Below are 23938 nucleotides of genomic sequence, written 5' to 3'. Positions count from 1 at the left end.
GGGCGCGGCGGCTGATGCGTCATCATCAGTGCACGTGAGAAATTCACAACATTAATGTTGCGATAAAACGGCAGGTAGCGCGAGTTTTTCAGCTCGAAAAAAATGTTTTTCCACGGTAGAATTCTCGCTATACCTGTAGGCACATGTCCTACGCCTCTCTTCTCTCTGCCAGCAGGGGTGCGGGGAGGCATGGGGCAGATAAGGAGCGCAACACTAATGCGAATAGCATTGTTTTCCACGTGTATCGGAGACTCTTTGTTCCCCGATGCTCACAAGGCAACGGCCCTCGTCTTGTCCCGCCTGGGCTACGACGTCGTCTTCCCCGAAGAGCAGACCTGCTGCGGTCAGATGCACATCAACACTGGCTACCAGAAGGAAACTCTGGGAATGATTCGCTCCTACGCGGATGCCTTTGCAGACCCATCCATTGATTACGTGGTTTCTGCTTCCGGTTCGTGCGTGGGCGCCGTCCGTGAGCAGCACACCCGCATCGCCGACCGTTTCGGCACTTCCGCCGACGTCGACGGCGCCAAGAAGGCCTCGGAGAAGACCCTGGACCTCCCGGAGTTCCTTGTTGACGTGGCCGGTGTGACCAACGTGGGCGCGTTCTTCCCGCACCGTGTCACCTACCACCCCTCCTGCCACGGACTACGCTTCCTCAAGCTGGCTGACCGCCCCTATCAGTTGCTCAAGGAAGTCGAAGGCATCGACCTTGTTGAACTTCCTAACAAGGAAGAGTGCTGTGGCTTCGGCGGTACTTTTGCCATCAAGAACGCAGAGGTCTCCGCAGCCATGGTCGGTGACAAGACCCGCCACGTCCGCGAAACCGCAGCCGAGTTCGTCACCGGTGGTGACTCCTCCTGCCTGATGAACATCGGCGGTGCTCTGTCCCGCCAGCGTGCAGGTGTTCGCGCCATTCACATGGCAGAGATTCTCGCTTCCACCAAGGAACACCCGTGGACCCCGGACTCCGCGGCCTACTCTAAGGAGAAGATGCTCTAATGACTTCCTTCCTCGATACCACCCCGCCGCGTGCGCCCGAAGGGTACGGCAACCTGCGCGGTTCCAAGGCCTTCGTGCCACTGGCACACGTAGGCCTGAACAACGCCACCCAGCGTCGCAACCTGCACCACGCCACCACCTCCATCCGCACCAAGCGTCAAGGCGCCGTCGATGAGGCTGCAGACTGGGAGCAGCTGCGTGACGCTGGCTCCGCCCTCAAGGAGGACGTCGGCGCGCGCATGGGCGAGCTTCTTCTCCAATTTGAAGAGCAGGTAACCAAGCGCGGCGGCATCGTCCACTGGGCACGTGACGCCAAGGAAGCCAACGAGATTATTGAAGGCCTCATCCGCGAGACCGGTGAGACCGACGTAGTCAAGATTAAGTCCATGGCTACCCAGGAAATCGCCCTTAACGAGCACCTCGAAGAGGTCGGCATCAATGCCCGTGAGACCGACTTGGCAGAGCTCATTGTTCAGCTGGGTGAGGACAAGCCCTCCCACATTCTGGTTCCGGCTATCCACCGCAACCGTGCCGAGATTCGTGACATCTTTGTCAACAAGATGCCGAACACCGATGACACGCTGACCGCCGAGCCAGCTGAACTTGCCGAAGCCTCTCGCCAGTTCCTGCGCGAGCAGTTCATGAAGGCCAAGGTTGCTATCTCCGGCGCGAACTTCGGTGTGGCCGAAACCGGCACCATCAACATCGTGGAGTCCGAGGGCAACGGCCGTATGTGCCTGACCCTGCCCGAGACCCTCATCACCGTCATGGGCATTGAGAAGCTCGTTCCGACCTTCCAGGACCTTGAGGTCTTCCTGCAGCTGCTGCCGCGCTCCTCCACTGCTGAGCGCATGAACCCGTACACCTCCATGTGGTCCGGTGTTACCGAGGGCGACGGCCCCCAGAACTTCCACATTGTTCTGCTCGACAACGGCCGCACCGCTGCCCTGTCGTCCCCGGTGGGTAGCCAGGCGCTGAAGTGCATCCGCTGCTCTGCCTGCCTGAATGTGTGCCCGGTCTACGAGCGCGCCGGTGGCCACGCCTACGGCTCCGTCTACCCGGGTCCGATTGGCATCTCCCTCACCCCGCAGCTCACCGGTATGAAGGACCACAACGATCCTTCGGCAAGCCTGCCGTACGCCTGCTCCCTCTGTGGACGTTGCGATGAGGTCTGCCCGGTGCGCATCCCGCTTTCGGATGTCATCTTGGAAAACCGCCACCAGAAGGTCACCAACGCTACCCCGCCCGTTGAGGAGAAGATCTTCAAGGTCCCCCAAGTAATGTGGAGCAACCCGAAGGTGTGGAACCAAGTCACCCGTATGGTGGCTCTGGGCCGCGTACTCGGTGGTTTCAACGGTGTCATCGATAGCCTGCCGCTGTTCATGTCCGGTTGGTCCGAGTTCCGCGATACTGCCGTTCCGCCGAAGAAGTCCTTCCGTCAGTGGTTTGAGTCTGACGAAGCCAAAGAACTCCTCGCCCAAGCCAAGAAGGAGGGCATCAAGTGACCATCAAGAACAGCGCCGCCAAAGAAGAGATTCTGAAGCGCATATCCACTGCCCAGAAGCAGGCCAGGCTCCCGGACCACGTCGAAGTTCCGCGCGAGTACCAGCGTGAGGGCACGCTCAACGATGATGAGCTGCGCGACATGCTGGTGGACCGTCTCGAGGACTACAAGGCCGACGTTCGCGTCACCGACGAGGCCGGCCTCAACTCCACCATCGTGGATATCCTCAAGGACCGGGGATGCTCCACCGTCACCTACGCACCTGGTATCGATACCAGCATGCTCGACGGTTTTGAGGGCACCGCAACCGCGGATGACAATTCCAAGGACCCACGCGATCTCAACGACGTTGACGCGGTTCTCACCGAATCCCACGTCACCTCGGCACAGACCGGCACCATCGTCCTCGAGTCCAACGACGTCTGCGGCCGCCGTGCCCTGACCCTCGTGCCGGACCGCCACATCTGCATCGTGCGCGATGACCAGATTGTCTACGGCATCCCGGAAGTTGTCTCCCGCATGAACCCGGAGCGCCCGGCGACGTGGATCTCCGGCCCGTCCGCGACCTCCGATATCGAGCTCACCCGTGTGGAGGGTGTCCACGGTCCGCGCGATCTCATTGTGGTGATTGTTAAGTAGTGAGGCCGACGGGGGTAGCCACCCCCACCTCTAACCTCACAGAGCTGACGTACATCACTCGTGGCGCATAGGATTAGGCGAGTACCTACCCACTGAAAGTTTAGGAGCCTTGTTCTATGCGCTTTTCTCGCGTTTTGAGCTCGGTTCTAGGCCCTGTAGCCCTTGCTGCTGGCCTAGTTGCCGCACCCGCTGTTGCCCACGCTGACCAACCCACTATCACCTGGGGCGAGTGCCCAGAGGGGGTTGACCAAGAGCGTGCCGAGTGTGGTCATGTAACCGTGCCGACCTACTACGACGCTCCGGATAAGGGCACGATTGAGGTTGGCTTCATCCGTCTCAAGGCTACGGGCGAGCGCAAGGGAAGCCTCTTCACCAACCCGGGCGGCCCGAACGGTGACGCTTATGCCTGGGTCAACAACGCCGCATGGCCGAAAGAGATTGAGCAGGAGTTCGACATCATCGGCGTGCAGCCCCGCGGCCTGCGGGAATCCGCGCCTCTTAACTGCAGCATGAGCGAGGCCGCGGCTAATCCGCTCGACGGCCTGACCAAGGCGGGCGCTATCACTCGCGATGATTGCGAGAAGAATACCCCGGGCTACACCGACTCCATCACCACCGAAAACACCGCCCGTGACTGGGAGGTTGTTCGCCAAGCGCTGGGCGACGACACAATCAACATCGTCGGCCTGTCCTATGGCACGTTCCTGGGCTCAACTTATGCCACGCTCTTCCCGCAGCACACGGACAAGGTAGTCCTCGATTCCGGCATGAACCCGCAAATGGCATGGAACCAGATTTTCGCCTCCCAACAGGCAGGCTACGAGAATGCCCTGCATGACTTCTTTAGCTTCGTGGCGAAGAACGATGACATTTACCACGCGGGCAAGACTCCGCTGAAGGCTTACGAGCGCTGGTCCCAGATTGTCGCTGCCGAGGCTGGCGTGCGCCCCACCGTATTGCCGCCGGACGCCGAGATTGGTGATCTCCCGCCGGGACTGGAATTCGCCGGCCAGCCTGGAGCCAACATCATGACCGCCACGGGCGAGCTGCGCGTGCAGGCCGAGCACCTCGCGGGCAAGGCATCCAACCCGCAGGGCATCCAAGCCACCTCCCCCACCCTCCAGGTCACGCGCGATCAGGTTGTCCCGCGCCCAGAGGCCTGGGACGCGATGGCCAAGCACATCGGGGGCATCGAGCCGCTCGACTTCAATGCAGTCGAACCGGAGGCTAGCGAAGCGGACCAGGAAGCTGCGCTGCAGACCTTAGTGAACACGCAGAGCATGCAGAACATCATCATGTGCAATGAGAACACTGCGCCGACGGATCCGACCGCCATCCCAGCCTTCCTGTGGTCCAACTACGTCACCGTTGACCCCTTCACGCTGTTTAACTCCATGTACGCCTCCGGCGTCGGCTGCGGTGGCCGCGCACCAATCACTAAGCCGGTACAGGTCAGCGGCGCGCAGCTGGCTACCAAGCCGCTGCAGATTCAGTCCACCGGCGACCCGCAGACCCCGTACGCCTACTACCGCGGACTGTCTGACCCGATGCAGTCCCGCGTGGTCACTGTCCATGGTCCCGGCCACGGCCACTTCGCTTTGGGCAACAAGGCCGTTGACAACATTGTGGTTAATTACCTACGCACCGGCGAAGTCACCACCGCCGATGCCCCGGGTTTCCTCGACCAGCCCCAGGCCGAGCAGCCCCAGAATTAATAGGTCAGACAGCTAACGTGTGAGTTGCTGTATAACCTTGCACGCAGGGGGAAGAGGACAGAAAAGTACTGTTCAAGGCGCATAACCTAGAACCATAGCCAGACCGGCGAGAAGTTCTGTTATGCGCCTTCCTCACGTTTTCATCCGCTTCGCTCACCGGCGGTCACTTCAAGCGGCCAGAGTAACTGACGGCTCACTATGTCATTGTGCTCGGCTTCCTAGCCTCCTGGGACGGCGCTGCCACCCCCCTCCACCTCCAATCTTATGAGCGTCAATTTCTGGCCTTGACTTCCATGCGCTAGAATCGCATCGTTGGCATTTCGCCAGCGATGCCCTTGTAGCTCAGCGGATTAGAGCATCGGTTTCCGGTACCGAAGGTCGCAGGTTCGATCCCTGTCAGGGGCACAATTTTTTATGTCGTGAGCTGCGTTTATACCTCTATCTGAGGGTTATTCGGCACCACCATTAGGCTCCGCCTCAGCGCTCAACGCGAGGCGGGATTGGATGTCAGCGACTACCTTGCCAGGGTCTTGTGCCGAGGCGATGAAAGAGGAAGCACCGTGGTCGATTCGCACGGTGGGGCCTGAAACGATATACGCCGGCGCACCATCAACAACACGTGGACCTGCGCCTTCTTTCAGCCCCGTCTCGGGGCCTATGCTTACACCGGTGATGTCATCGAGCGGAATTCTTTTCTGAAAGACTCCCAGGACGGAAGCGGTCACGCCGTCGTCGCTCACGACGACCTTGACTCGCATGGCAATACAGGCCACCGTTGCCGCAATGACCAGCACACCAAACAAAAGTGCTGCCCATGTGGAATCAACCATCGTTGGCAGCAGCGCGGCCACCACAGCTAAGCCAACAATGATTCCTAGCCACAGGAGAGGTCCGTTAAGATGTCGCACGTAGACACTTTCTCTCATAGAGCACAAGGCTACCGAACAGGGGCTGGCGTATCCAATGAAAAGTCGTGGTGCTGCATAGCGCGCCAAAGGTTGGGCCACCACGGGGGGCTGCTCTCGTCCTCGATCATTCCCAGCAGCTGCGCGTGTCATACACCGTGGGTGTGCCTGCCTCCACGCCCTTCGCGCTCACCGGCAGACCGCCTACCGCTCAACGAGCCTCCCCCGTGAGCGCGAAGGTCGGTTGCTCGCGAAGGTCGGTTGCTAATGGAAGCTAGGAACGAGGCTTGAGCAAACCAGCCTCGTGGAGCAGCTTCCCCACATGTTCGCTCGGTAAAGGAATTGCATGGCTTTTGTGGATCGGTACCACGCCGCCCCGCATACCAGAGGTGCGCCTCAACGTGAATGGCTTCGCGGAAATGAGTCATTAAGAAGACTGGAGCAATCGGGAAATCGGCATCCTTGAAGAACCTCACGAGGACACCTTCAGTATCACTTTTATCGCTACGCACGCCCGTGGCCGCAGGCTAGACGTTGGGGCAAAACACAACAGAGCCCCAGCACCATGGTGCTGGGGCTCGAGAATAAAGGTTTATGGACGCAAGAGAGGCGTCCCACCTGTTCGCTCTACTGCGTGATGAACGGGTTCACGATTTCCTGGGTGATGTCTAGGGTGCCGTGCTCAATGTAAAACATACCGAGCCAGAGAGCAGTGATAACAACCACGACGATGAGCATCAGGGGAATCCACTGCAGGAAGACAGAAACCCAGCCGTCAGCCTTGTCGCGTGCGGCAGCCTCGCGCTGCTCCTGAGCCAAATCGCGCTGGTCGATCATGTTTAGTCCTTTCACTTAGCTCCTCACCGAGGATGCTCACGCCGGAGTCATCTCCCCTACGCCAGAGAAATGCTCGCCCTTTAACACAACGTATGTTAGCAGGTTATGCAGAGTCGGCCGTAGTCAAACGCAGAAATCTCTGACGCTATCCGACGTAAGTTTGACACCACTTGTGGCTAGACCCCAGGGTCCTCGTCGTTTTCAAGGGCTTCGATGAACTCCTCGCGATCCTGGAACATGCGGTTGATATCATCCTCGGCACCGATAATCCACATCTGAGATAGCTCATCAAAGGTCACAGCGCCGTCAGGATGCTTCTCCAAGGCCTGCTCAAGTGCAGCGGCCTGTTCATCGCTGAGCTTCTCGACGTCATCCACAGGGCCCACCTGCGCGCTCAGGTCCTTCAGCGCCTCAATTCGGTACTGAGTGTATTGACGCTCCGGGTGCTCGAAAAGTTCTTGTCCCATCATGATGTCGGAATCACCTCCTGGTGAGTGTGCTGTCGGCATCCCCACTGTACCCGCGATGGTGCACGCGCTAGGAGCTGCGCCCGCCTAAACGCTCATCGGGAACAAAGCCGGAGTAGCCCGGAAGGTTATTTGCTGCGAGTACGCCTTCACAGAATCGAAGGAGGGCAGGTGCATCGGCAGGATCGAGGTGGTCGAAGACCAAGCGGCGCACTGATTCAACGTGCTCAGGCACAGAAGCTTTGAGGCGCTCGAACCCAGCGTCGGTGATGACGACTTCGACTCCCCGTGCATCGCCCTCGCATTTTTCTTTGGTCACCAGTCCGCGCTTTGCCATGCGTGTGATCTGGTGGGAAGCACGGGAGCGGTCCCACTCAAGTTCAGAGCACAGTTCGCGAAGGCGCAGACGGCGCTCCGGGGCCTCTGAGAGGGACACAAGCACGGAGTACTCGGACATCGAGATGTCCCCGCAGGCGAGCAAGGTCTCTTCCATGCCGCGATCAATTTTGCGGATACTGCTCAGCACTTGACGCCACAGGTGTTGCTCATCGTCAGTCAGCCATCGAATTTCCGCAGTCATGGCACCAACCCTACACCCCGATTTCAAATTTTTTTCAGAGTTTCCATACTTAATTCCGTACGGCCTGCAACCCAGGAGTAGCGCTGAGGCATGCATGTCAGCACGATGACCTGCGAATTCTTACCGGCTTTAGTGAAAAGCGCTGCCATCAACTGTAGGCGCGTTGAGTCGGTCGAGCCGAGAGCATCATCGATGATAACCGGCACAGAATCCCCGGACACCAGCTGGGCGATGGCGAACCTAGTCAAAATTCCCAGCTGCTCCTTGGCACCACCAGATAGACCGTCGAAGGCCACGGTGTCCCCATTGCGGCTGCGCGCTTCCACTTTGAGCTCCTCAGACAAGTGGAAGTCCACGTCGCCGCCAAAGACGGTACGGGCCAAACCGCTGAGCGCAGTAACAAAAGGTGCAGCATAGCGCTGCCGAGCGGCATCGCGGTGACGCAGCATGAGCATGCGCAGGTATCGAGCCGCCTCCGCGCGGCGTTCGGTGGCCGCATGGCGCTCACGGGCCACCTCCAGTTCCGCGGCGGCCTTTTCCACGGCTTCTGCTGCACCGGAGTGCATCTCGATACGTCCGCTGAGCTCGCGCATGTCGCCGTTGGCATCGGCGACGGATTTCTTCAGGGAGTCCACGTGCGTGCGTGCGCCTTGAGCCAAGGTCTCCGCAGTCTCAACATCGACGCCTGACATGTCCTTGAGCGCAGCTTGCTCTGCTGCCTGGGCTGAACGGGCAGCCTCAATGGCGGCAGTGACGTCCGCGTCACTCAGCTGGGCGCGGGCAGCGTCGAGGCCCTCCGCCTTGAGGACGCGCTGAGCCTCAGCATCCTCGGCTCGGACTGTGGCAACGTCGAGTGCCGCGGCGGCTTTGTTCTCGCGGTAGGGTGCCACAGCTCGGTCCAGCTCATCGAGGCGTCCACGCAGCTCTTCTTCTTCCTTGTCCACCACAGCAAGCTCGCGCGGGGGCTCACCGTCGTCCTCTGCGTTCTCCTCATGATCAGCCGAACTCGATTCGAAGCGAGCTTTCAACTCACCGAGGTCGTCACCGCCGAGGGCCGCTGCTAATTCGCGGGATGCACCTTCCACAGCCGCAGCAAGCTCCTCATGCTTCGCCTGTGCTTCGCGGGCCTCCGCAACGTTGGTGCACCCGGCGTCCTCGAGCAGTCGCACGAGTTCCGCGCGAGCTTTCTCAACACTCTCCTCGCCAGATTCACCGGCCGCGGCCGCATACCGTGCGGTGACATCGCCAATGCGCAGCTCCGTGCCATCGTGCAGCTCAACCGGAGTTTCCTCCCCTGACGTCAAAGAGAAGGCCTCTCCCTCCACGACAACCTCGCCCGTTCCAGTTACGTAGAGTTTCGCCGCAGCGGCCGCCCGCAAGCGGTCCTGGATGCCCACCTCACGCTCGGCCTCCTCCAACTCTCGCAGGTTCGGAATCGCAGGTGCTGCTGCCAGCTCACGACGGCGCAAAGCCAGTGCGTCTTCAAGAGACGCCACTGCCTCCAAACGTGTTCCGAGGGCCGCGTGCTCCGCGCGGAGCTGGGCACGGCGGGCACGCTGACGTTCCTCGCGCACAGCGTCATATTTCTGCTGGATATCAGCGCGTTCCTCCTCCAGCTTGCTGCGAGCAGCGGCCTCTGCCTCCGCGCGTTCCTTGGCCTCTGCCACGACCTCCGCGGCACGCTCAGCAGCTGCGGTGGCGTCCGCATGTTCTTTCACCAGAGTGGTGCGACGAGCAGCATCTTCCTGGGCCCGTGCCACAGCCGCTGCCGCGCGGGCCACGGCAGCTTCCTGGGCAGTCACCTTTTCCTGGGCCACACGGGCGGCAGCGAGTTCAGCATCGAGCCGCACACAATCCTCTTCCGCCGCAGGAAGAGCAGTCTCCGCCTCAGTTTTCCTCAGCTCCGCAGCTTCATAACGCTCCACAACACCATCGAGCTCACGCATGGAGGCCTCAGCAGCAGCATAGGCTGATTCAGCCTCCTCAAGCGTCTTGATAGCTGCCTTGTATTCTCCGGCCGGCTTGTCTGTCTTAGCGGTGTAGTACTGGATGTATTCGGACTCAATGCGCGTGAGCAGCTCGGAGTCCTCGGCCACAGCATTCGACCCGGTCTCCTCTTCCAAGGCCGCAGTCAGCGAAGGAATACCAACCGCAGCAATCCCCTCGTGCTGATCATCTTGGCGCACGAAAAGTGCGTCGAGCAGCGCGCGGTCAAGGTGTTCAGACAGAATCCGATCCAACTCATCATCTGCCTCCGCTCCCGTCCACTGCCCCGGACGCGGAGAAAACACCTGGAGCTCCGAGGCCCGCTTCTTCAGCCACCGCTTGTGAATGCGAAAACGGTACGGCCCCACAGTGGCCTCCAGCGTCACTTCTGGGGCCACGTCACGGCCAACAGGTTTCAACGCTTTAATCTTCTTCGAACCCGCGGTGTGTTTTTCCGTCAGCACGAAAGAAATGGCCTCCACCAGCGTGGACTTACCAGCTTCATTAGGTCCACCAATCACCACGACGCCGGTCTCAGGTAGGTCCGTGACCTCAAGATGCTCCACGCCGCGGACGTTGCTCAACTCAACAGAATGCAGGTGCATCATGGTTTAGGCTCCCTTCGCGCTGAGACGAAACAGCAGGTTGGCGGCATCACGGGCAGTGGGATTCTCCAGGTCCTCGAGTAGTTCGGAGAGGGCATCGGCGGCGTATCCGCTCAGGCTCAGCTCACTAAGCTCATCTTCGGACGGCGCCAAGTGCAGATCCATCGTGCGTTCACGGGGTTTGAGGGAGGCAAAGACCTCCTCTAGGTTCGCGAGCCCCTGCTCCAGGCGTGCTTGGGCGCTGAGGCCCAGCGTGCCGCGCAGGCTATACTTCACTGCCGTGCGCGTCTTGCCCGGCATCTCCTCCAGCTCCGCAAGAAAACGCTCGACATCGTCCATCGAGTTGACGTCAGCGTCAAGCGCGCGGAAGGCCCACCGGCCGACGCTGCGCTTCTCGACGTCCACCGCCTCCCCCTCAACCCGCACCACCAAGGCATTGCCGGAGTCACGCTCGCGGTCATCGAAAGCCGTTGTCTCCGGGCTGCCGGAGAACCACACTTTCCCGGTACGCCCCAACGAAGCCGTGGAATGTGTGTCCCCGAGTGCTAGATAATCGATGACGCCGCGATCGAGGCAGTCCTCCACGAAGGTCAGATCGATGGTGTCAGCATCAGATTCCTCGGCCTCACCTGCGCGGGATTCAACTTGGCCGTGCCCCACGGCAATGCGTGCCACCGCACCGGAGGCGCGGTCGAGCGGCTCGAGTGGTTCCAGTGCTCGGCGCACGAGGTCATAGTTTGCTCGCTTCGAAAGGTAGGGAGCGCCAACAATCTCCACGCCCGAGCGAACCTCGATGGGCTCAGAGTCCGCAATGACGTGGACGTTATCCGCAAAGGAATTAAAGAAAATGGAATCCGCCACGAGCGGATCGTGGTTACCGGGTAGCAGGTACACCGGCACCGGTAGGTTCTTCAACACTTCCTTGGAACGCAACAACGTGGACGTGGTGAGAGAGTTGTGCTCAAACACGTCTCCGGCCACGACAATGAACTCCGCCCCGGTCTCGGTGGCCAACTCCCCTAGTCGAACGACTGCTTCTTCACGGTCATCATCAAAGCGCGATTGCGCCGAGGGGCTGAGAAACCAGCGGGTCATACCCAGCTGAAAATCGGAGGTGTGGATGAACGTTACTGCTGTCATGTAGCCTTTTCTCCCTCGAGGTCGCGGCGGCGGGAATCCTTAGTGCGTCAGATAGTAGTAAAGGTCGTCGACATCGGAGACCGCGCGAAGCACATCTATGTTCGTATGGCTCACCGAGCGCATGGCCTTGCGCAGCAGGTCAGGGTCGGAATCATCCACCGCCGGTGCGGACTTAGGTTCGGGAAGCAAAGGCAGCTCTCGCCCCGCCCAAAACAACGCATTACGCTCCTCTGGATCTAAGTCTGCTCCGCTGTAGGAATCCTCCGAAGCTGACTTGGCCTGTTCCATCACGGACTGCTCGAGGCGGGCGAAGTCCAGACCGCGCAGTGCAAAAATGACAGACGGATCTGCGTCCATACGGGCGGCTAGGCGGTCAGCCACCGCCACGACATGCTTACAGACGTACGCCGAGTCCGGACAGGTGCAGGAGAAGCGCAGGTCGTCGGCGAATTCGGCGAAGAGGATGTCGAGGGCGTCGTCGGCAAGCATGCCCTCCCTGGCCTTCGCCACGGAGTTGGGGGTGCGCGCAAACATCTCCGACAGCCGCGCGATGTCCTCATTGTTGCGGTAGGGCACCTGAATGAGCACCGCAAAAGGCTCGTTCTGCGAGCCGGCAACCTTGCCGTGCACCGCACCATTGCGCACGTCAAGGCCCACAACGTGACCTTCGGCTGCGTACTGGCGGCCGCGGCTGATGCGCCCGGAATCCGTCTGCTCATTGACAAAGTTGATCACGCGCGTGGCCGCCGGTTGCATAGTGCGCACGCGGTCGACGCGGTGAACCTCCTCCGGCGTGCTCACGCGTTTGCGGGTGCCGAAGTTGGCGTAGATGACGTTGTCGTCTTTGGGACGTGCTGGCGCCATTTAATTCTCCTCTCCCTTGTAGCTCATAAGCTCCGCCAGTTGTTCTGGGGTGAGCTCGGTGAGCCATCCTTCGCCCTCGCCCACGACGGCGCCCGCGAGCTGCATCTTGCCATCAAGGATGTCCTGGATGGATTCCTCGAGCGTGCCAGCGGTAATCATCTTGTAGACCTGCACGTTGCGTTCCTGTCCGATGCGGAAGGCGCGGTCGGTGGCCTGATTCTCCACAGCCGGGTTCCACCAGCGGTCCATGTGCACGACAATCGACGCCGCCGTCAAGTTCAGGCCCGTACCGCCCGCCTTAAGGGAGAGCAGCATGGCCGGGGCGCCATCCGCGGCCTGGAACTCCTCCACCATCGTGTCGCGGCGATTCTTGCTCACTCCGCCGTGGAGGAAAGGAATCTCGCAGCCCAACTGGTCGGAGAGATAGGGCTGGAGGATGTCACCGAAGGCCTTGTACTGGGTAAAAATGAGCACGCGCTCGCGAGACTCGATGGCCTGGTCGACGATGCGCATAAGCTCTTCTACCTTGCCGGAGCGGTGCCTGCCTTTGATGGTGACGGGACTGCCATCACCAAGGAAGTGTGCCGGGTGGTTGCAGATCTGCTTAATGCGGGTTAGTGAGGCGAGCACAAGGCCGCGGCGCGACATGCCCTCCTTGTTTTTCAGCGCTTCGTCCACGTCATTGACCAAGGCCTTGTACAGCGCCGCCTGTTCATCGGTCATTCGCACGGTGATGATTTGCTCGGACTTCTCCGGCAGGTCATCGATGATATTCGGGTCTGTCTTGAGGCGGCGGAGAATGAAAGGCGCGGTGAGCAGGCGCAAACGCTCTGCCATGACATCGCTGCCTTCGCGTTCGATGGACTTGGCAAAGTGGTTGCGAAAGAACGATGCCGAGCCCAGAATTCCTGGGTTGCAATAATCCAGAATGGAGCGCATTTCCGACAGCCGGTTCTCAATGGGCGTACCGGTCAACGCCACGCGGTGACGCGACGGGATGGCGCGCACAGCTTTGGACGAACGGGTCGCGGCGTTCTTAATGGCTTGAGCTTCATCGAGGACCACGCGATCCCAGTCCACCTTGCTCAAGGTCAGGAAGTCTCGGGCCACGGTGCCATAGGACGTGATGACAACGTCGGAGGCTTGGGCGGCCGCGACAAGCTCCTCGCCCTTGAGCCGTCCCGTGCCGTGCTGAACCAGGACGGTGAAGTCCGGCACGAAGCGTGCGGCTTCGCGGGCCCAGTTGCCCACGACGGAGGTGGGTGCAACGACCAGGGTGGGGTTCCATGCAGAGTTGGTATCCCCCGCGGCGTCCTTGTCCTGCGCGGCGTCGTCAGACGCCGCCTTTTCGACGGCAAGCAGCGACAGTAGTTGAAGGGTTTTGCCCAAACCCATGTCGTCGGCAAGCACTGCCCCAATATTGTTCTGCGACATCCAATAGAGCCAGTCAACGCCGCGACGCTGATAATCACGCAGCTCCGCGTGAACCGTATCAGGGATGTCGACGCGGTCGGGCGCGGTGGTCTCCATCCCGCCGAGCAACGAAGCGTGCCACTCAGATCCGGTGAAGGCGATCGGGTCCTCCGCCATGGACTTGAGCGCCATCTCGCGCAGATCCGCGAGGGAGACCACGGCTTCTTCTTCGCCTTCGTTGAACTCCTTGCGGCGGCGCTCCACCTCCGCCACGAGCTCCTCCCAGCCGGGCTGACCCAACTGACGCGCCATCTCTGCAGTGGCGGCGAGCTTCTCCAATTCCTTGAGCGCGCGCCTGCGGGCGGTATCGGCAAGCTCACGCATGTACTGCTGGATCTTGTTGAGGGACTGCGTATCCGCCATGACCCATTCACCACGCAGCTTAATGAGGCCCGACTTAGACCGGACCAGCTCCTCCATCTCAGAATCAGTGAGCTGTGTATCACCGACGGAGAGCTTCCAGTCATAGTTGACCAGCTTCTCCATGCCGATGTGCGCCTTAGTGGAGCCTTCGGCTGGGTCATGAGCCTCGACAGTTTCCAGCTTGGCCTTGGTCTCCATATGTGACCAGGACTTCGGCAGCATGACAGTGAAGCCCGCCTTGCGCAGGGCGGCGGCATCGTGCGTGACGAACTCCACGAGCTGCTCCGTTGAAAGATAGACGTCCCAGTCACCGCCGTAGGGCGAGGCCTGTCCGGAGTTGTATTTCAGGCGCGGGGCAACGTCGAAGGCATGGCGACGGGCATCACGCAGCTTCTCGACGCTCCCCCGATCCAACTGCTCCTGTTTCACCGGACGCGGAGAATCCGTACCGGAGCGCACGAGCACCCGGATGGGCCAGATAGTCTCTTCCGGATCCTCATCCTCCTGCGGCTCTTCGACGAGGAAGACCAACTGAAGATCCACCGACGTGATGGAATCCTTCCACTCGTTAAGCCCGCGCAAAAGCTGAGCACGGCCCTTCTTCACTGGGGAGGTCTTCAACAGTGCCAGGGCAAAATCATGCCACGGCGCGGCGCGAGGTGCCTCGATCTGCGGCTTCAGCTGGGTATAGGCGATCCAGTGCGTAAGCTCATCGGCCAAGTCATCCGACAGCGCGCGGTTGTTTATTGTGAGAATGCCCGGCGCGGCGGCAAGCATTTCGGCCAGCCAGCTGCGCTCCCCCAAACCGGAGGCCAGCTGCCACATGGGGTACCACTCGCCTGCCTGGTACGAAAGACGGATGGTCACCCGCCCTGCACGAACGAAACGGTAGAGCCCGCGGTAAGCGCGGATGAGCCACAGGAGATCCGGAGCAATGGTCAGGCGCTGCTCCGCCGTGACTGCCTGGCTGTCAGTATCGAGGTACTCCAGCTTGGCTAAGGTTTCGACTGCCTCATCTGGGGCGAACATGGCCATGGGGACCATGAGGGAAACGTCCTTGCCCTTTGGTGTGCGCAGTGACACCCGCGCTCGGTTGCGGAAGGTTTTCTTCTCCAAGATTGTGTCGACGACGTCCGGGAAGGTGCCTTCAGGCACAGCGGAGGGCATGACAATCTTGTGTCCTTCGACCTGTTCGATCCACAGACTCAGGCCAGAGACGGGCAGCCAGAGGCCATGCAGCAGGTAAGAAGCCATAACGGCCAGTCTAGCAGCACACCATTTGGGGGCACTGACTGAAGAAAGTTCCCAAATCCTGCCGAAATACCCAATCGTTATAGTCTCGTTACATTATGGCGTTACGCCAGTAAAACCGTACATTAAGCTGTGACCAGGGTTACCAAATACTGGTCAAGGTGCCAATTTCCAGTTGGGCAGGGCCCTGAGCCTCGTTAGCGTGAATGAGTCCTACTCTTAATCTCAAACTCAAGGAGAGATCAGTGCAAGACTCAACTTGGTATGTCGTTGCGATGATCATCTACCTGCTTGCCATGGCCGCCATTGGCTTCTGGAGCTACAAGCAGACGGATGAATACGACGACTACGTTCTCGCCGGCCGTGGCCTCCACCCCTTCGTGGCAGCCCTGTCCGCCGGTGCTTCCGATATGTCCGGCTGGCTGCTCATGGGCCTGCCGGGTGCTTTGTTCCTGACCGGTATGTCCGAGCTCTGGATGGCCATCGGCCTTCTCGTCGGTGCGTGGGCGAACTGGAAGTGGGTTGCGCCGCGTCTGCGCTCCTACTCCGAAATCGCCGGCAACTCCATTACCGTGCCGTCCTTCTTCGAAAACCGCCTGCACGATAAGTCCCGCATGCTGCGCATTATCGCCGCGGCTATCATCATTTTCTTCTTTACCTTCTACGTCTCCTCCGGCATGGTGGCCGGCGGCCGTTACTTTGAGTCGACCTTCGGCGGCGACTACCTCGTCGGCATGCTCATCGTGGCAGCCGTGACGGTGTTCTACACCTTCGTCGGTGGCTTCCTGGCTGTGTCCTACACCGATACCGTCCAGGGTCTGCTCATGTTCGCCTCCTTGATTATCGTGCCGATCATGGTGCTCTTCTCTCTCAACGATGCGAGCGAGATCTTCAGCTTTGCGGCCAACAACCCGTACGCCACCGATGGCGCCATTGAGAACCCGAACTACTTCTCCATGTTCTCCGGCGTCTCCGCCGCCGTCATCATCGGTAACCTCGCCTGGGGCCTCGGCTACTTCGGCCAGCCGCACATCATCGTGCGCTTCATGGCGCTGCGCAAGCCTTCCGATGCCCGCGCAGGCCGCTTCTACGGTGTCAGCTGGATGGGTATCTCCCTCATCGGCGCCATCTTCGTTGCGCTGTCCGGCACCGTCTTCTTCACCGAGACCAACCACTCTATTACCGACCAAGAGAACTACGAGACCATCTTCCTGGACATGGCCCAGGTCATGTTCCACCCACTGTTCGCTGGTCTGGTCCTGACCGCTGTTCTGGCAGCCATCATGTCCACCATGTCTTCGCAGATGCTGGTTGTCTCCACCTCCCTCATTGAGGACCTCTTCCTCATCTTTGCCAAGAAGAAGCCAAGCCAGAACGTCTTGATCAACCTGTCCCGTACTGCAGTTGTGGCCATCGCCATCATCGGTGCCCTGCTGGCCATCAACCCGTCGGACTCCATTCTGGGTCTGGTTGGCTTCGCCTGGGCTGGCTTCGGCTCCGCCTTCGGCCCGATCGTCCTTCTGTCGCTGTACTGGAAGCGATTCAACTCCACCGGCGCCATCGCCGGTATGCTCACCGGCGCCATCGTGGCCATCGGCTGGGGCATGAGCCCGCTGGGCGATGCCCTCTACGAGCTGGTTCCGGGCTTCCTCTCCGCACTCCTCGTGGCTGTCGGTGTTTCCCTGGCCACCAAGGCTCCGGACGAGAAGGTCACCCAGGAATTCGAGGAGGCTTCTCGCCTGGCCAAGCTAGTCGAGAACAACAAGGACCTCGACTTCGAGGAGGCCGCGGAGCAGGTTCAGAAGTAGCCTACTTCCCTCTCCCCTTTCGTTTTCCTTCCGACTCTTTCAACGCGGCCCCCGCCGACAGCAGTTAACCGTTCTGCTGGGGCGGGGGTTTCGCCGTTTCAGGCATGGCCCTAACATGCTGGCCAAAAGGTTCTTTTACTTTGGTCCCTGTGCACTGACAAGAGACCTTTTAGACGCTATTTCTACGGTTAAATGGTTCCTTTGGTGAGCAAAGAGACCAAAGTATAGGCACCAAACTAGAGGGACCGTTTGACGCTGCAATGGAGCACTACGGGAACCCCTAGAGCCACCGCGCAGTCTAAAAGTGTATGAACCTGCGCACCGCCTACATTTGTGTACTGTCCGTTGCCACCGTGGCTTACGGCGGCTACCACCTCTTTCCCGGCCCCAGCTTAGGAGTGGCGACCGTACCGGCGAGGGTCTCCGCACCCGGCTACGTGCGCGCGGACTTTGGGGGCTGGCTGCCGGGCACTCGCGAGACTGTCATGGAGTCGCAGACTATTGACGGCATTCTGTATGACCCCTATGCCCGTGCCCCCGCCGGCAACCGCGTGGAGGTCGATCACGTCTTCCCGCTCTCCGCGGCGTGGGATCTCGGGGCCTCCATGTGGACGAAAGACAAGAAGCTGGCCTTTGCCAACGATCCCCTCAACCTCGTGGCCACGGCCAGCGCGCTCAACCAAACCAAGTCAGATTCGCTGCCCGCGGACTGGCTTCCACCAGCAGACCGCTGCGATTATTCCCGGCGACTGGCCGCGGTGGCGCGAAAGTACGAGTTGCCCCTCCCCGCCCGCGATTATGAGACCATGCGCCACCAGTGTCAATTCGATTTCATCAGCTGGCGCCGTTAGACTTTCGCTGGAAAACCCCGTGATCAGAAAGGTACACACTTCTCCTCATGTCTAGCTTGCTAATTTTCCTCCACGTCTTCGCGGCCATTCTGCTGGTCGGTACCGTGTGCATCTCCACCTCCGCCTTCCCAGGCCAGGTTGAGAAGGCCGCTGCCGGTGATGCTTCCGCTGCTGGTGCTGCGAGCATCCTCAACAAGATCACGTCCACCTATGGCTACATCTCCGCCATCGTCCCGGTTCTGGGTCTGGCTGTCTTCCTGACCGACCTCTCTGCCTACAAGTCCGAGGTTCAGTTCCACATTGCGCTTCTGCTCGCCGTCATCGCGTGGGTCATCCTGCTCGTTGTCATTATTCCGAAGCAGAATAAGGCCATGGCCGCTATCGCTACCCCGGGCACCGCGGATGCTGCCAAGCTAAAGAAGCAGCTGGCTATGTTCTCCGGCATCTTCAACCTGCTGTGGGTTGTGTGTGCCATCCTCATGTACATCTAAATACCAACGTTGCGCACACGCGCAGATAGAGCATAAAAAGCCTCCCGCACTTATGGGACTTGGCCCAGAGCTTCAGCTCCGAGCCGCAATCCTTGTCAGTGCAGGAGGCTTCTTTCGTGCCAGGCGTTAGTCGCGCCAGCCGCCTCGGCGTCCGCCGCGGTCACGGCCACGGCCACCGCGGTCACGGTCACGGTAGCCACCGCGTCCACCGCGATCACGGCCACCACGTCCGCCGCGACCACCACGGTCACGGTCGTCATCGTAGTTGCGGCGCGGCGGGCGGCCAGTATCCTTCTGAATCTTGATGAGCTGGCCAGAAATGCGGGTGTCCTTGAGACGATCCAGCACAGCCGGGTCCAGGTTCTTCGGCAAATCCACCAACGTGTGGCCCACCGCGATGGTGATGCGGCCGAAGTCCTTGGAGGTCAAGCCACCTTCGTTGGCCAGTGCGCCCACGATGGCGCCCGGGCGAACGCCTTGGCGCTTGCCGACGTCCAGACGGTAGGTCTCAAAGTCCCCGTCCGGGCGGCGTGGGCCACGGTCGCGATCGCGGTCACGACCCCGTCCACCGCGGTCGCGGTCACGGCCGCGGCCGTCACGCTCAAAGCGCTCGCGATCGCGGCGGTCTTTCTTGGTCACTGGGCGTTCCTTGAGCAGGAAGTCAGTACCGCCTTGGAGCTGCACGGCAATCGACGCAGCGATGTCATCCATGGCCACGTTTTCAGCAGCGGAGTACTCGCGGACCATGTCGCGGAAGAACTCAAACTGCTTGTCCTCCTGCGCGGCAGCGATGGAGGCGAAGAACTTCTCCTTGCGCTTAGCGTTGACCTCGTCGGCCGTCGGCAGGTCCATCTCCTCGAGGCGGGCGTTGGTGACGCGCTCGATGGAGCGCAGCATGCGGCGCTCACGCGGAGTGACGAACAAGATGGCCTCGCCACTGCGACCAGCACGGCCGGTACGGCCAATGCGGTGGACGTACGACTCAGTGTCATTCGGAATGTCGTAGTTCACCACGTGGGTGATGCGGTCTACGTCAAGGCCACGGGCAGCGACGTCGGTGGCGACAAGGATGTCCAAGCGGCCATCCTTGAGCTGGTCAACCGTGCGCTCACGCTGCTGCTGGGCAATATCACCGTTGATGGCAGCCGCGTTGTAGCCAGCCTCCTTGAGGTTGTCTGCCACCTCTTCGGTCTCGTGCTTGGTGCGGCAGAAGACGATGATGGCGTCGTAATCGATGACCTCGAGGATGCGGGTAAAAGCATCCATCTTGTGACGGTGCGGGGTCAGCAGGAAGCGCTGGGTGATGTTGTCATTCGTGCGACGCTCCGACTTGACGGTAATTTCCGCAGGGTCGTTGAGGTACTGCTTGGACAGGCGGCGAATGGAGTTCGGCATGGTGGCCGAAAACAGCGCAACCTGCTTGTCATCCGGAGTGTCCTCAAGAATGCGCTCGACATCTTCTTGGAAGCCCATGTTGAGCATCTCATCGGCCTCATCGAGGACGAGGAAGCGCAGCTGGGAGATATCCAGGGAGCCCTTCTCCAGGTGGTCGATGACGCGGCCCGGGGTACCCACGATGACCTGGGCGCCACGGCGCAGACCCGAAAGCTGGATGCCGTAGGCCTGACCACCGTAGATAGGCAGAACCTCGATCCGGCCGAGGTGGTCGGCGAAGGACTGGAAGGAGTCCGCGACCTGGAGGGCCAGCTCGCGCGTCGGCGCGAGGACGAGTGCTTGCGGGTGGCGGGCATCGACGTCGATCTGGGAGAGAACCGGCAGCGCGAAAGCTGCGGTCTTGCCCGTACCAGTCTGGGCAAGGCCGACAACGTCGCGGCCCTCCATGAGGATCGGGATGGTTTCTGCCTGGATCGGGGATGGCTGGGTGAAGCCCACCTTGGAGACAGCAGCCTGAACGTCATCAGGCAGACCGAGGTGTGCAAAACCCTGGGAGTTGTCAGTGGCTGAAGTTTCTTCAGCGCCGGTGTCCTCAGGGTTATTCGCAGCCCCGGTGTCCTGGTTATTCACCTGCGAAGCGTCCTGCGCCTCGCCACCTTGCGAGTTTTCCTGAGATTCCGACTTATTGAATTCTTCCGGCTCGTTCACGCCGCCGGTGGCGTTATCGGTAATGCTCATTGCCCAGACCAGAGTACGGCACCTACGTACATTTAGCTATTTTGCTGCGTGGGCCGCCGCTGAGCGCGCACTTCTCCCGCGCATCACGGATAACGTTCGTAGGCTGCCGGAGCTCTTCCTCTCCAGCAGCTCAAGCTAAGGGGCTCGAGTCCTCGTTCCCCCTTCGGCCTAGACCTCGCGGCCGGCCACGAAGGTCTTCCAGGTCATCGGCATTCCCGGGCGGTAGGCCAGGTGGATGGCGCTCGGAGCGTCGAGGACGTGAAGGTCCGCAGCTGCCCCCACAACCAGCGTGCCCTTTGCGGGGCGGCCCTGCACATCCTTGCCTTCACCAACATCGTGGCGGCGTAAGGCAGTAGCACCACCGAGGGTGCCGGCAGCAATCGCCTCGTCGAGGGTGAGGTGCTGTTGCAGTACAGCCGTGGTCACGCAGAAATTCATGGAGGAGGTGTACGACGTACCGGGGTTGAGGTTGGAGGCGATGGCGACGGTGGCGCCGGCGTCGAGAAGCGTGCGCCCCGGGGCCAAGGGTTCGCGGGTGGAGAGGTCGCAGGCGGGCAGCAAGGTGGCCACCGTGTCGGAGGCAGCGAGGGCCTCGACGTCTGAGTCGCTGAGGTAGTTCACGTGGTCAACGGACGCAGCGCCCATCTCCACAGCGAGGGCCACACCCGGGCCTTCACCGAGCTGGTTGCCGTGCACGCGAAGACCCAGTCCGCGGGCCTTACCGGCGTCGAGCACGCGGCGCGACTGGTCCTCATCAAACGCCCCGCGCTCACAGAAGACATCAATCCACTGGACGTACTCGGTCACGCCATCAAGCATCGAGCCAACGACCTCGTCGAGGTAGGCCTCAGCCTCCGCCCCCGGCGGGACAAGGTGAGCGCCGAGGAAGGTGACATCATCAACGTGACGGGCAGCCACGCGAGCGGCCTCCACCTCAGATTCAGTGTTGAGCCCGTAGCCGGTCTTGGTCTCTAGCGTGGTGGTGCCGCCGCGGTGTGCCGCCGCAATGCGCTGGAGCAGGAGCTTTTCCAGGCGCTCCTCCCCTGCTGAGCGCGTCGCATCCATGGTCACGGCAATGCCGCCGGCCTGGTAGGATTCCCCCGCCATGCGGGCTTCGAACTCGGCAGAGCGGTCACCATCGAAGATCATGTGGGTATGGGAATCCACCCAGCCTGGCAAAACCGCACGACCTCCAAGGTCGATCTTCTTATCGGCGGCCGGTGCGTCAGCCGCCGGGCCGATCCAGGCGATGGTGCCGTCGGTGTTGGCGATGAGTGCGGCGTCGGCAAGCGTGCCAGCCTCCGACACCGTACGCAGTTCAGAGATTCCAGTAAACAGGGTGGACATGATCTTCTATTCCTCTCTTGTCTAGTCGCGGGCCTTGAATTCCATCGGAATACGCACGCCGCGCTCGTCCGCTACTTCCTTGGCGCGAGTGTAACCGGAATCCACGTGGCGGATAACGCCCATGCCCGGGTCATTGGTGAGCACCGCGCGCAGCTTCGCGGCCGCGAGCTCGGTACCGTCGGCAACGGTGACCTGACCGGCGTGGATGGAGCGGCCCATGCCCACGCCACCACCGTGGTGGATGGATACCCAGGTGGCACCGGAGGACACAGCGGTCATGGCGTTAAGCAGCGGCCAGTCAGCCACGGCATCGGTGCCATCGAGCATCGCCTCAGTCTCGCGGTACGGGGAGGCCACGGAGCCGGAGTCGAGGTGGTCACGACCGATGACGATCGGCGCCTTGATCTTGCCTTCCTTGACCAAGTCGTTGAAGAGCAGGCCGGCCTTGTGGCGCTCGTTGTAGCCCAGCCAGCAAATACGTGCCGGCAGGCCCTCGAATTCAACGTACTCCTCGGCGGCATCGAGCCAGTTGTGCAGGTGCTCGTTGTCCGGGAAGAGCTCCTTGAGTGCTTGGTCGGTGACCTTGATGTCTTCCGGATCACCGGACAGTGCGGCCCAACGGAAGGGACCAAGGCCCTCGCAGAACAGTGGGCGGATGTAGGCCGGAACGAAGCCCGGGAACTCGAAGGCGCGCTGGTAGCCGGCCTTGCGGGCCTCATCACGGATGGAGTTGCCGTAGTCGAAGACCTCAGCGCCTTCATCCTGGAACTCCACCATGGCCTGGACCTGGGCGGCCATGGCCTCACGAGCCTTCTTGGTGAAGGTGGTCGGGTCGGCCTTAGCCTCGTTGTGCCAGTCCTCCACCGTGATTTCTGTAGGCAGGTAGCTCAGCGGGTCGTGCGCAGAGGTCTGGTCGGTGACGATGTCCACGGTGAATTCACCCGCGCGCTGGCGGCGCAGGATCTCCGGGAAGACCTCTGCTGCATTCCCCACAAGACCAACCGAAAGTGGTTTCTTATTCTCCTTGGCATCCAGGACCAGCTTGAGAGCCTCATCCAGGTCGGTGACAACCTCATCGAGGTAGCGCTTGTGCTGGCGGCGCTTCAGGCGGGTCTCATCGACATCCACGATGAGGCACGCACCGCCGTTGAGAGTGACGGACAGAGGCTGCGCACCGCCCATGCCACCGCACCCACCGGTCAGGGTGAAGGTGCCAGCTAGTGTCCCATTGAAGCGCTTCTTAGCCACGGCCGCGAAGGTCTCGAAGGTGCCCTGCAGGATGCCCTGGGTAGCGATGTAGATCCAGGAACCGGCCGTCATCTGGCCGTACATCATGAGGCCTTCGTCCTCGAGTTCGCGGAAGTGCTCCCAGTTGGCCCAGTCACCGACCAGGTTGGAGTTAGCAATGAGCACGCGGGGTGCCCATTCGTTGGTCTTCCAGATACCCACAGGCTTGCCGGACTGCACCAGGAGGGTCTCATCGGACTCAAGGTCCTTAAGGGACTCCACGATGGCATCGAAGGCTTCCCAGCTTCGGGCGGCTCGGCCGGTGCCGCCATAGACAACGAGGTCCTCTGGGCGCTCGGCAACCTCAGGGTCAAGGTTGTTCATGAGCATGCGCAGTGGGGCTTCGGTCTGCCAAGACTTGGCGGTCAGTTCGGTTCCGCGCGGGGCGCGTACTTCGCGGGGTTGAGACATGGCTTCCTTTCACTCGTGCTTATCGACGCCCTCCCAAACCCCAGGCCGGTTTCCCGGGGCTGTCCCCGAAGTTTGGTTGGCGTCACAGAGAACAAACTACTGTGACTCACGTCTATCTTCTAGACCACATTTTATCCACCTGTCTCACATGCCAGACTGTCGAGCGACCGGCATCATCGTGAACCTACCGAGCTCGAGCCATATGTCCAGACCTAGAAGTCCAACCACCCAGGTCGTCGCCAAGCACTGGCCACGCGCTTCTCGACGCCCACCTGCGCC

At 60.9% G+C, this 23938-nt stretch carries 18 protein-coding genes and 1 tRNA gene; 8 read left to right on the top strand and 11 right to left on the bottom strand.

Annotated features, from left to right (window positions below; translation table 11 throughout):
* Window positions 1–216 precede the first annotated feature (216 nt).
* From CSING_RS05535 to CSING_RS05515, 5 genes are all read left to right on the top strand, one after another.
* Entirely contained in the window at window positions 217–1002 is a 786-nt protein-coding gene (locus CSING_RS05535) for a (Fe-S)-binding protein (protein WP_042530427.1), read from the top strand.
* On the top strand, window positions 1002–2507 hold the full coding sequence (locus CSING_RS05530) for a lactate utilization protein B (RefSeq protein ID WP_042530425.1): 1506 nt from the start codon (window positions 1002–1004) through the stop codon (window positions 2505–2507). The genes CSING_RS05535 and CSING_RS05530 overlap by 1 nt, the downstream gene beginning before the upstream one ends.
* Window positions 2504–3145: a LutC/YkgG family protein gene (locus tag CSING_RS05525; RefSeq protein ID WP_186302154.1), complete on the top strand. Its 642-nt coding sequence runs from the start codon at window positions 2504–2506 to the stop codon at window positions 3143–3145. The genes CSING_RS05530 and CSING_RS05525 overlap by 4 nt, the downstream gene beginning before the upstream one ends.
* Window positions 3146–3261: 116 nt before the next feature.
* A complete protein-coding gene (locus CSING_RS05520; RefSeq protein WP_042530423.1) occupies window positions 3262–4860 on the top strand; it encodes an alpha/beta fold hydrolase in 1599 nt (532 codons plus the stop codon).
* Between the two features lie 331 nt (window positions 4861–5191).
* Window positions 5192–5265, top strand: a tRNA-Arg gene (locus CSING_RS05515).
* Between the two features lie 44 nt (window positions 5266–5309).
* On the opposite strand, the gene CSING_RS05510 is transcribed toward CSING_RS05515, so the two are convergent.
* The 8 genes from CSING_RS05510 to CSING_RS05475 all read right to left on the bottom strand — a co-directional run bounded on the left by CSING_RS05510 (window position 5310) and on the right by CSING_RS05475 (window position 15334).
* Window positions 5310–5768 carry a hypothetical protein gene (locus CSING_RS05510; RefSeq protein WP_236684050.1) on the bottom strand — a complete coding sequence of 153 codons (459 nt, stop codon included), beginning with the start codon at window positions 5766–5768 and terminating at the stop codon, window positions 5310–5312.
* A 624-nt stretch (window positions 5769–6392) separates the two neighbouring features.
* On the bottom strand, window positions 6393–6602 hold the full coding sequence (locus CSING_RS05505) for a hypothetical protein (protein WP_042530420.1): 210 nt from the start codon (window positions 6600–6602) through the stop codon (window positions 6393–6395).
* Window positions 6603–6778: 176 nt separating this feature from the next.
* The gene (locus CSING_RS05500) at window positions 6779–7072 is read right to left on the bottom strand and encodes a hypothetical protein (RefSeq protein WP_042530418.1); all 294 of its coding nucleotides are present in this window, start codon (window positions 7070–7072) and stop codon (window positions 6779–6781) included.
* A 67-nt stretch (window positions 7073–7139) separates the two neighbouring features.
* The gene (locus CSING_RS05495) at window positions 7140–7649 is read right to left on the bottom strand and encodes a MarR family winged helix-turn-helix transcriptional regulator (protein WP_042530416.1); all 510 of its coding nucleotides are present in this window, start codon (window positions 7647–7649) and stop codon (window positions 7140–7142) included.
* Between the two features lie 23 nt (window positions 7650–7672).
* On the bottom strand, window positions 7673–10243 hold the full coding sequence (locus CSING_RS05490; RefSeq protein ID WP_042530414.1) for an AAA family ATPase: 2571 nt from the start codon (window positions 10241–10243) through the stop codon (window positions 7673–7675).
* 3 nt (window positions 10244–10246) lie between these two features.
* Window positions 10247–11380, bottom strand: a complete 1134-nt coding sequence (locus tag CSING_RS05485) for a metallophosphoesterase family protein (RefSeq protein ID WP_042530411.1) — start codon at window positions 11378–11380, stop codon at window positions 10247–10249.
* Between the two features lie 39 nt (window positions 11381–11419).
* Complete coding sequence (locus CSING_RS05480) at window positions 11420–12244, bottom strand: SWIM zinc finger family protein (RefSeq protein ID WP_042530409.1); 825 nt, start codon at window positions 12242–12244, stop codon at window positions 11420–11422.
* Window positions 12245–15334 carry a DEAD/DEAH box helicase gene (locus CSING_RS05475; protein WP_042530407.1) on the bottom strand — a complete coding sequence of 1030 codons (3090 nt, stop codon included), beginning with the start codon at window positions 15332–15334 and terminating at the stop codon, window positions 12245–12247.
* A 242-nt stretch (window positions 15335–15576) separates the two neighbouring features.
* Here CSING_RS05475 and putP point away from each other — a divergent pair, with 242 nt between their 5' ends.
* The 3 genes from putP (at window position 15577) to CSING_RS05460 (ending at window position 18481) form a co-directional block, all read left to right on the top strand.
* Entirely contained in the window at window positions 15577–17139 is a 1563-nt protein-coding gene (gene putP / locus CSING_RS05470; protein WP_042530405.1) for a sodium/proline symporter PutP, read from the top strand.
* A gap of 308 nt (window positions 17140–17447) precedes the next feature.
* Window positions 17448–17990, top strand: a complete 543-nt coding sequence (locus CSING_RS05465) for an HNH endonuclease family protein (protein ID WP_042530403.1) — start codon at window positions 17448–17450, stop codon at window positions 17988–17990.
* A 47-nt stretch (window positions 17991–18037) separates the two neighbouring features.
* Window positions 18038–18481, top strand: coding sequence for a hypothetical protein (locus CSING_RS05460; RefSeq protein WP_042530401.1), 444 nt, complete (start codon window positions 18038–18040; stop codon window positions 18479–18481).
* Window positions 18482–18607: 126 nt separating this feature from the next.
* Here CSING_RS05460 and CSING_RS05455 read toward each other — a convergent pair whose 3' ends face one another.
* From CSING_RS05455 to CSING_RS05445, 3 genes are all read right to left on the bottom strand, one after another.
* Window positions 18608–20614 carry a DEAD/DEAH box helicase gene (locus tag CSING_RS05455; RefSeq protein ID WP_042530399.1) on the bottom strand — a complete coding sequence of 669 codons (2007 nt, stop codon included), beginning with the start codon at window positions 20612–20614 and terminating at the stop codon, window positions 18608–18610.
* 168 nt (window positions 20615–20782) lie between these two features.
* Entirely contained in the window at window positions 20783–21961 is a 1179-nt protein-coding gene (hutI, locus tag CSING_RS05450; protein ID WP_042530398.1) for an imidazolonepropionase, read from the bottom strand.
* 21 nt (window positions 21962–21982) lie between these two features.
* Window positions 21983–23659 carry a urocanate hydratase gene (locus tag CSING_RS05445; protein ID WP_042530396.1) on the bottom strand — a complete coding sequence of 559 codons (1677 nt, stop codon included), beginning with the start codon at window positions 23657–23659 and terminating at the stop codon, window positions 21983–21985.
* Window positions 23660–23938 lie beyond the last annotated feature (279 nt).

This window comes from Corynebacterium singulare (assembly GCF_000833575.1).
GTDB lineage: Bacteria > Actinomycetota > Actinomycetes > Mycobacteriales > Mycobacteriaceae > Corynebacterium > Corynebacterium singulare.
The sequence above is the reverse complement of the archived record's forward strand: the minus strand, read 5'-3'. Positions and strand labels throughout refer to the sequence as shown.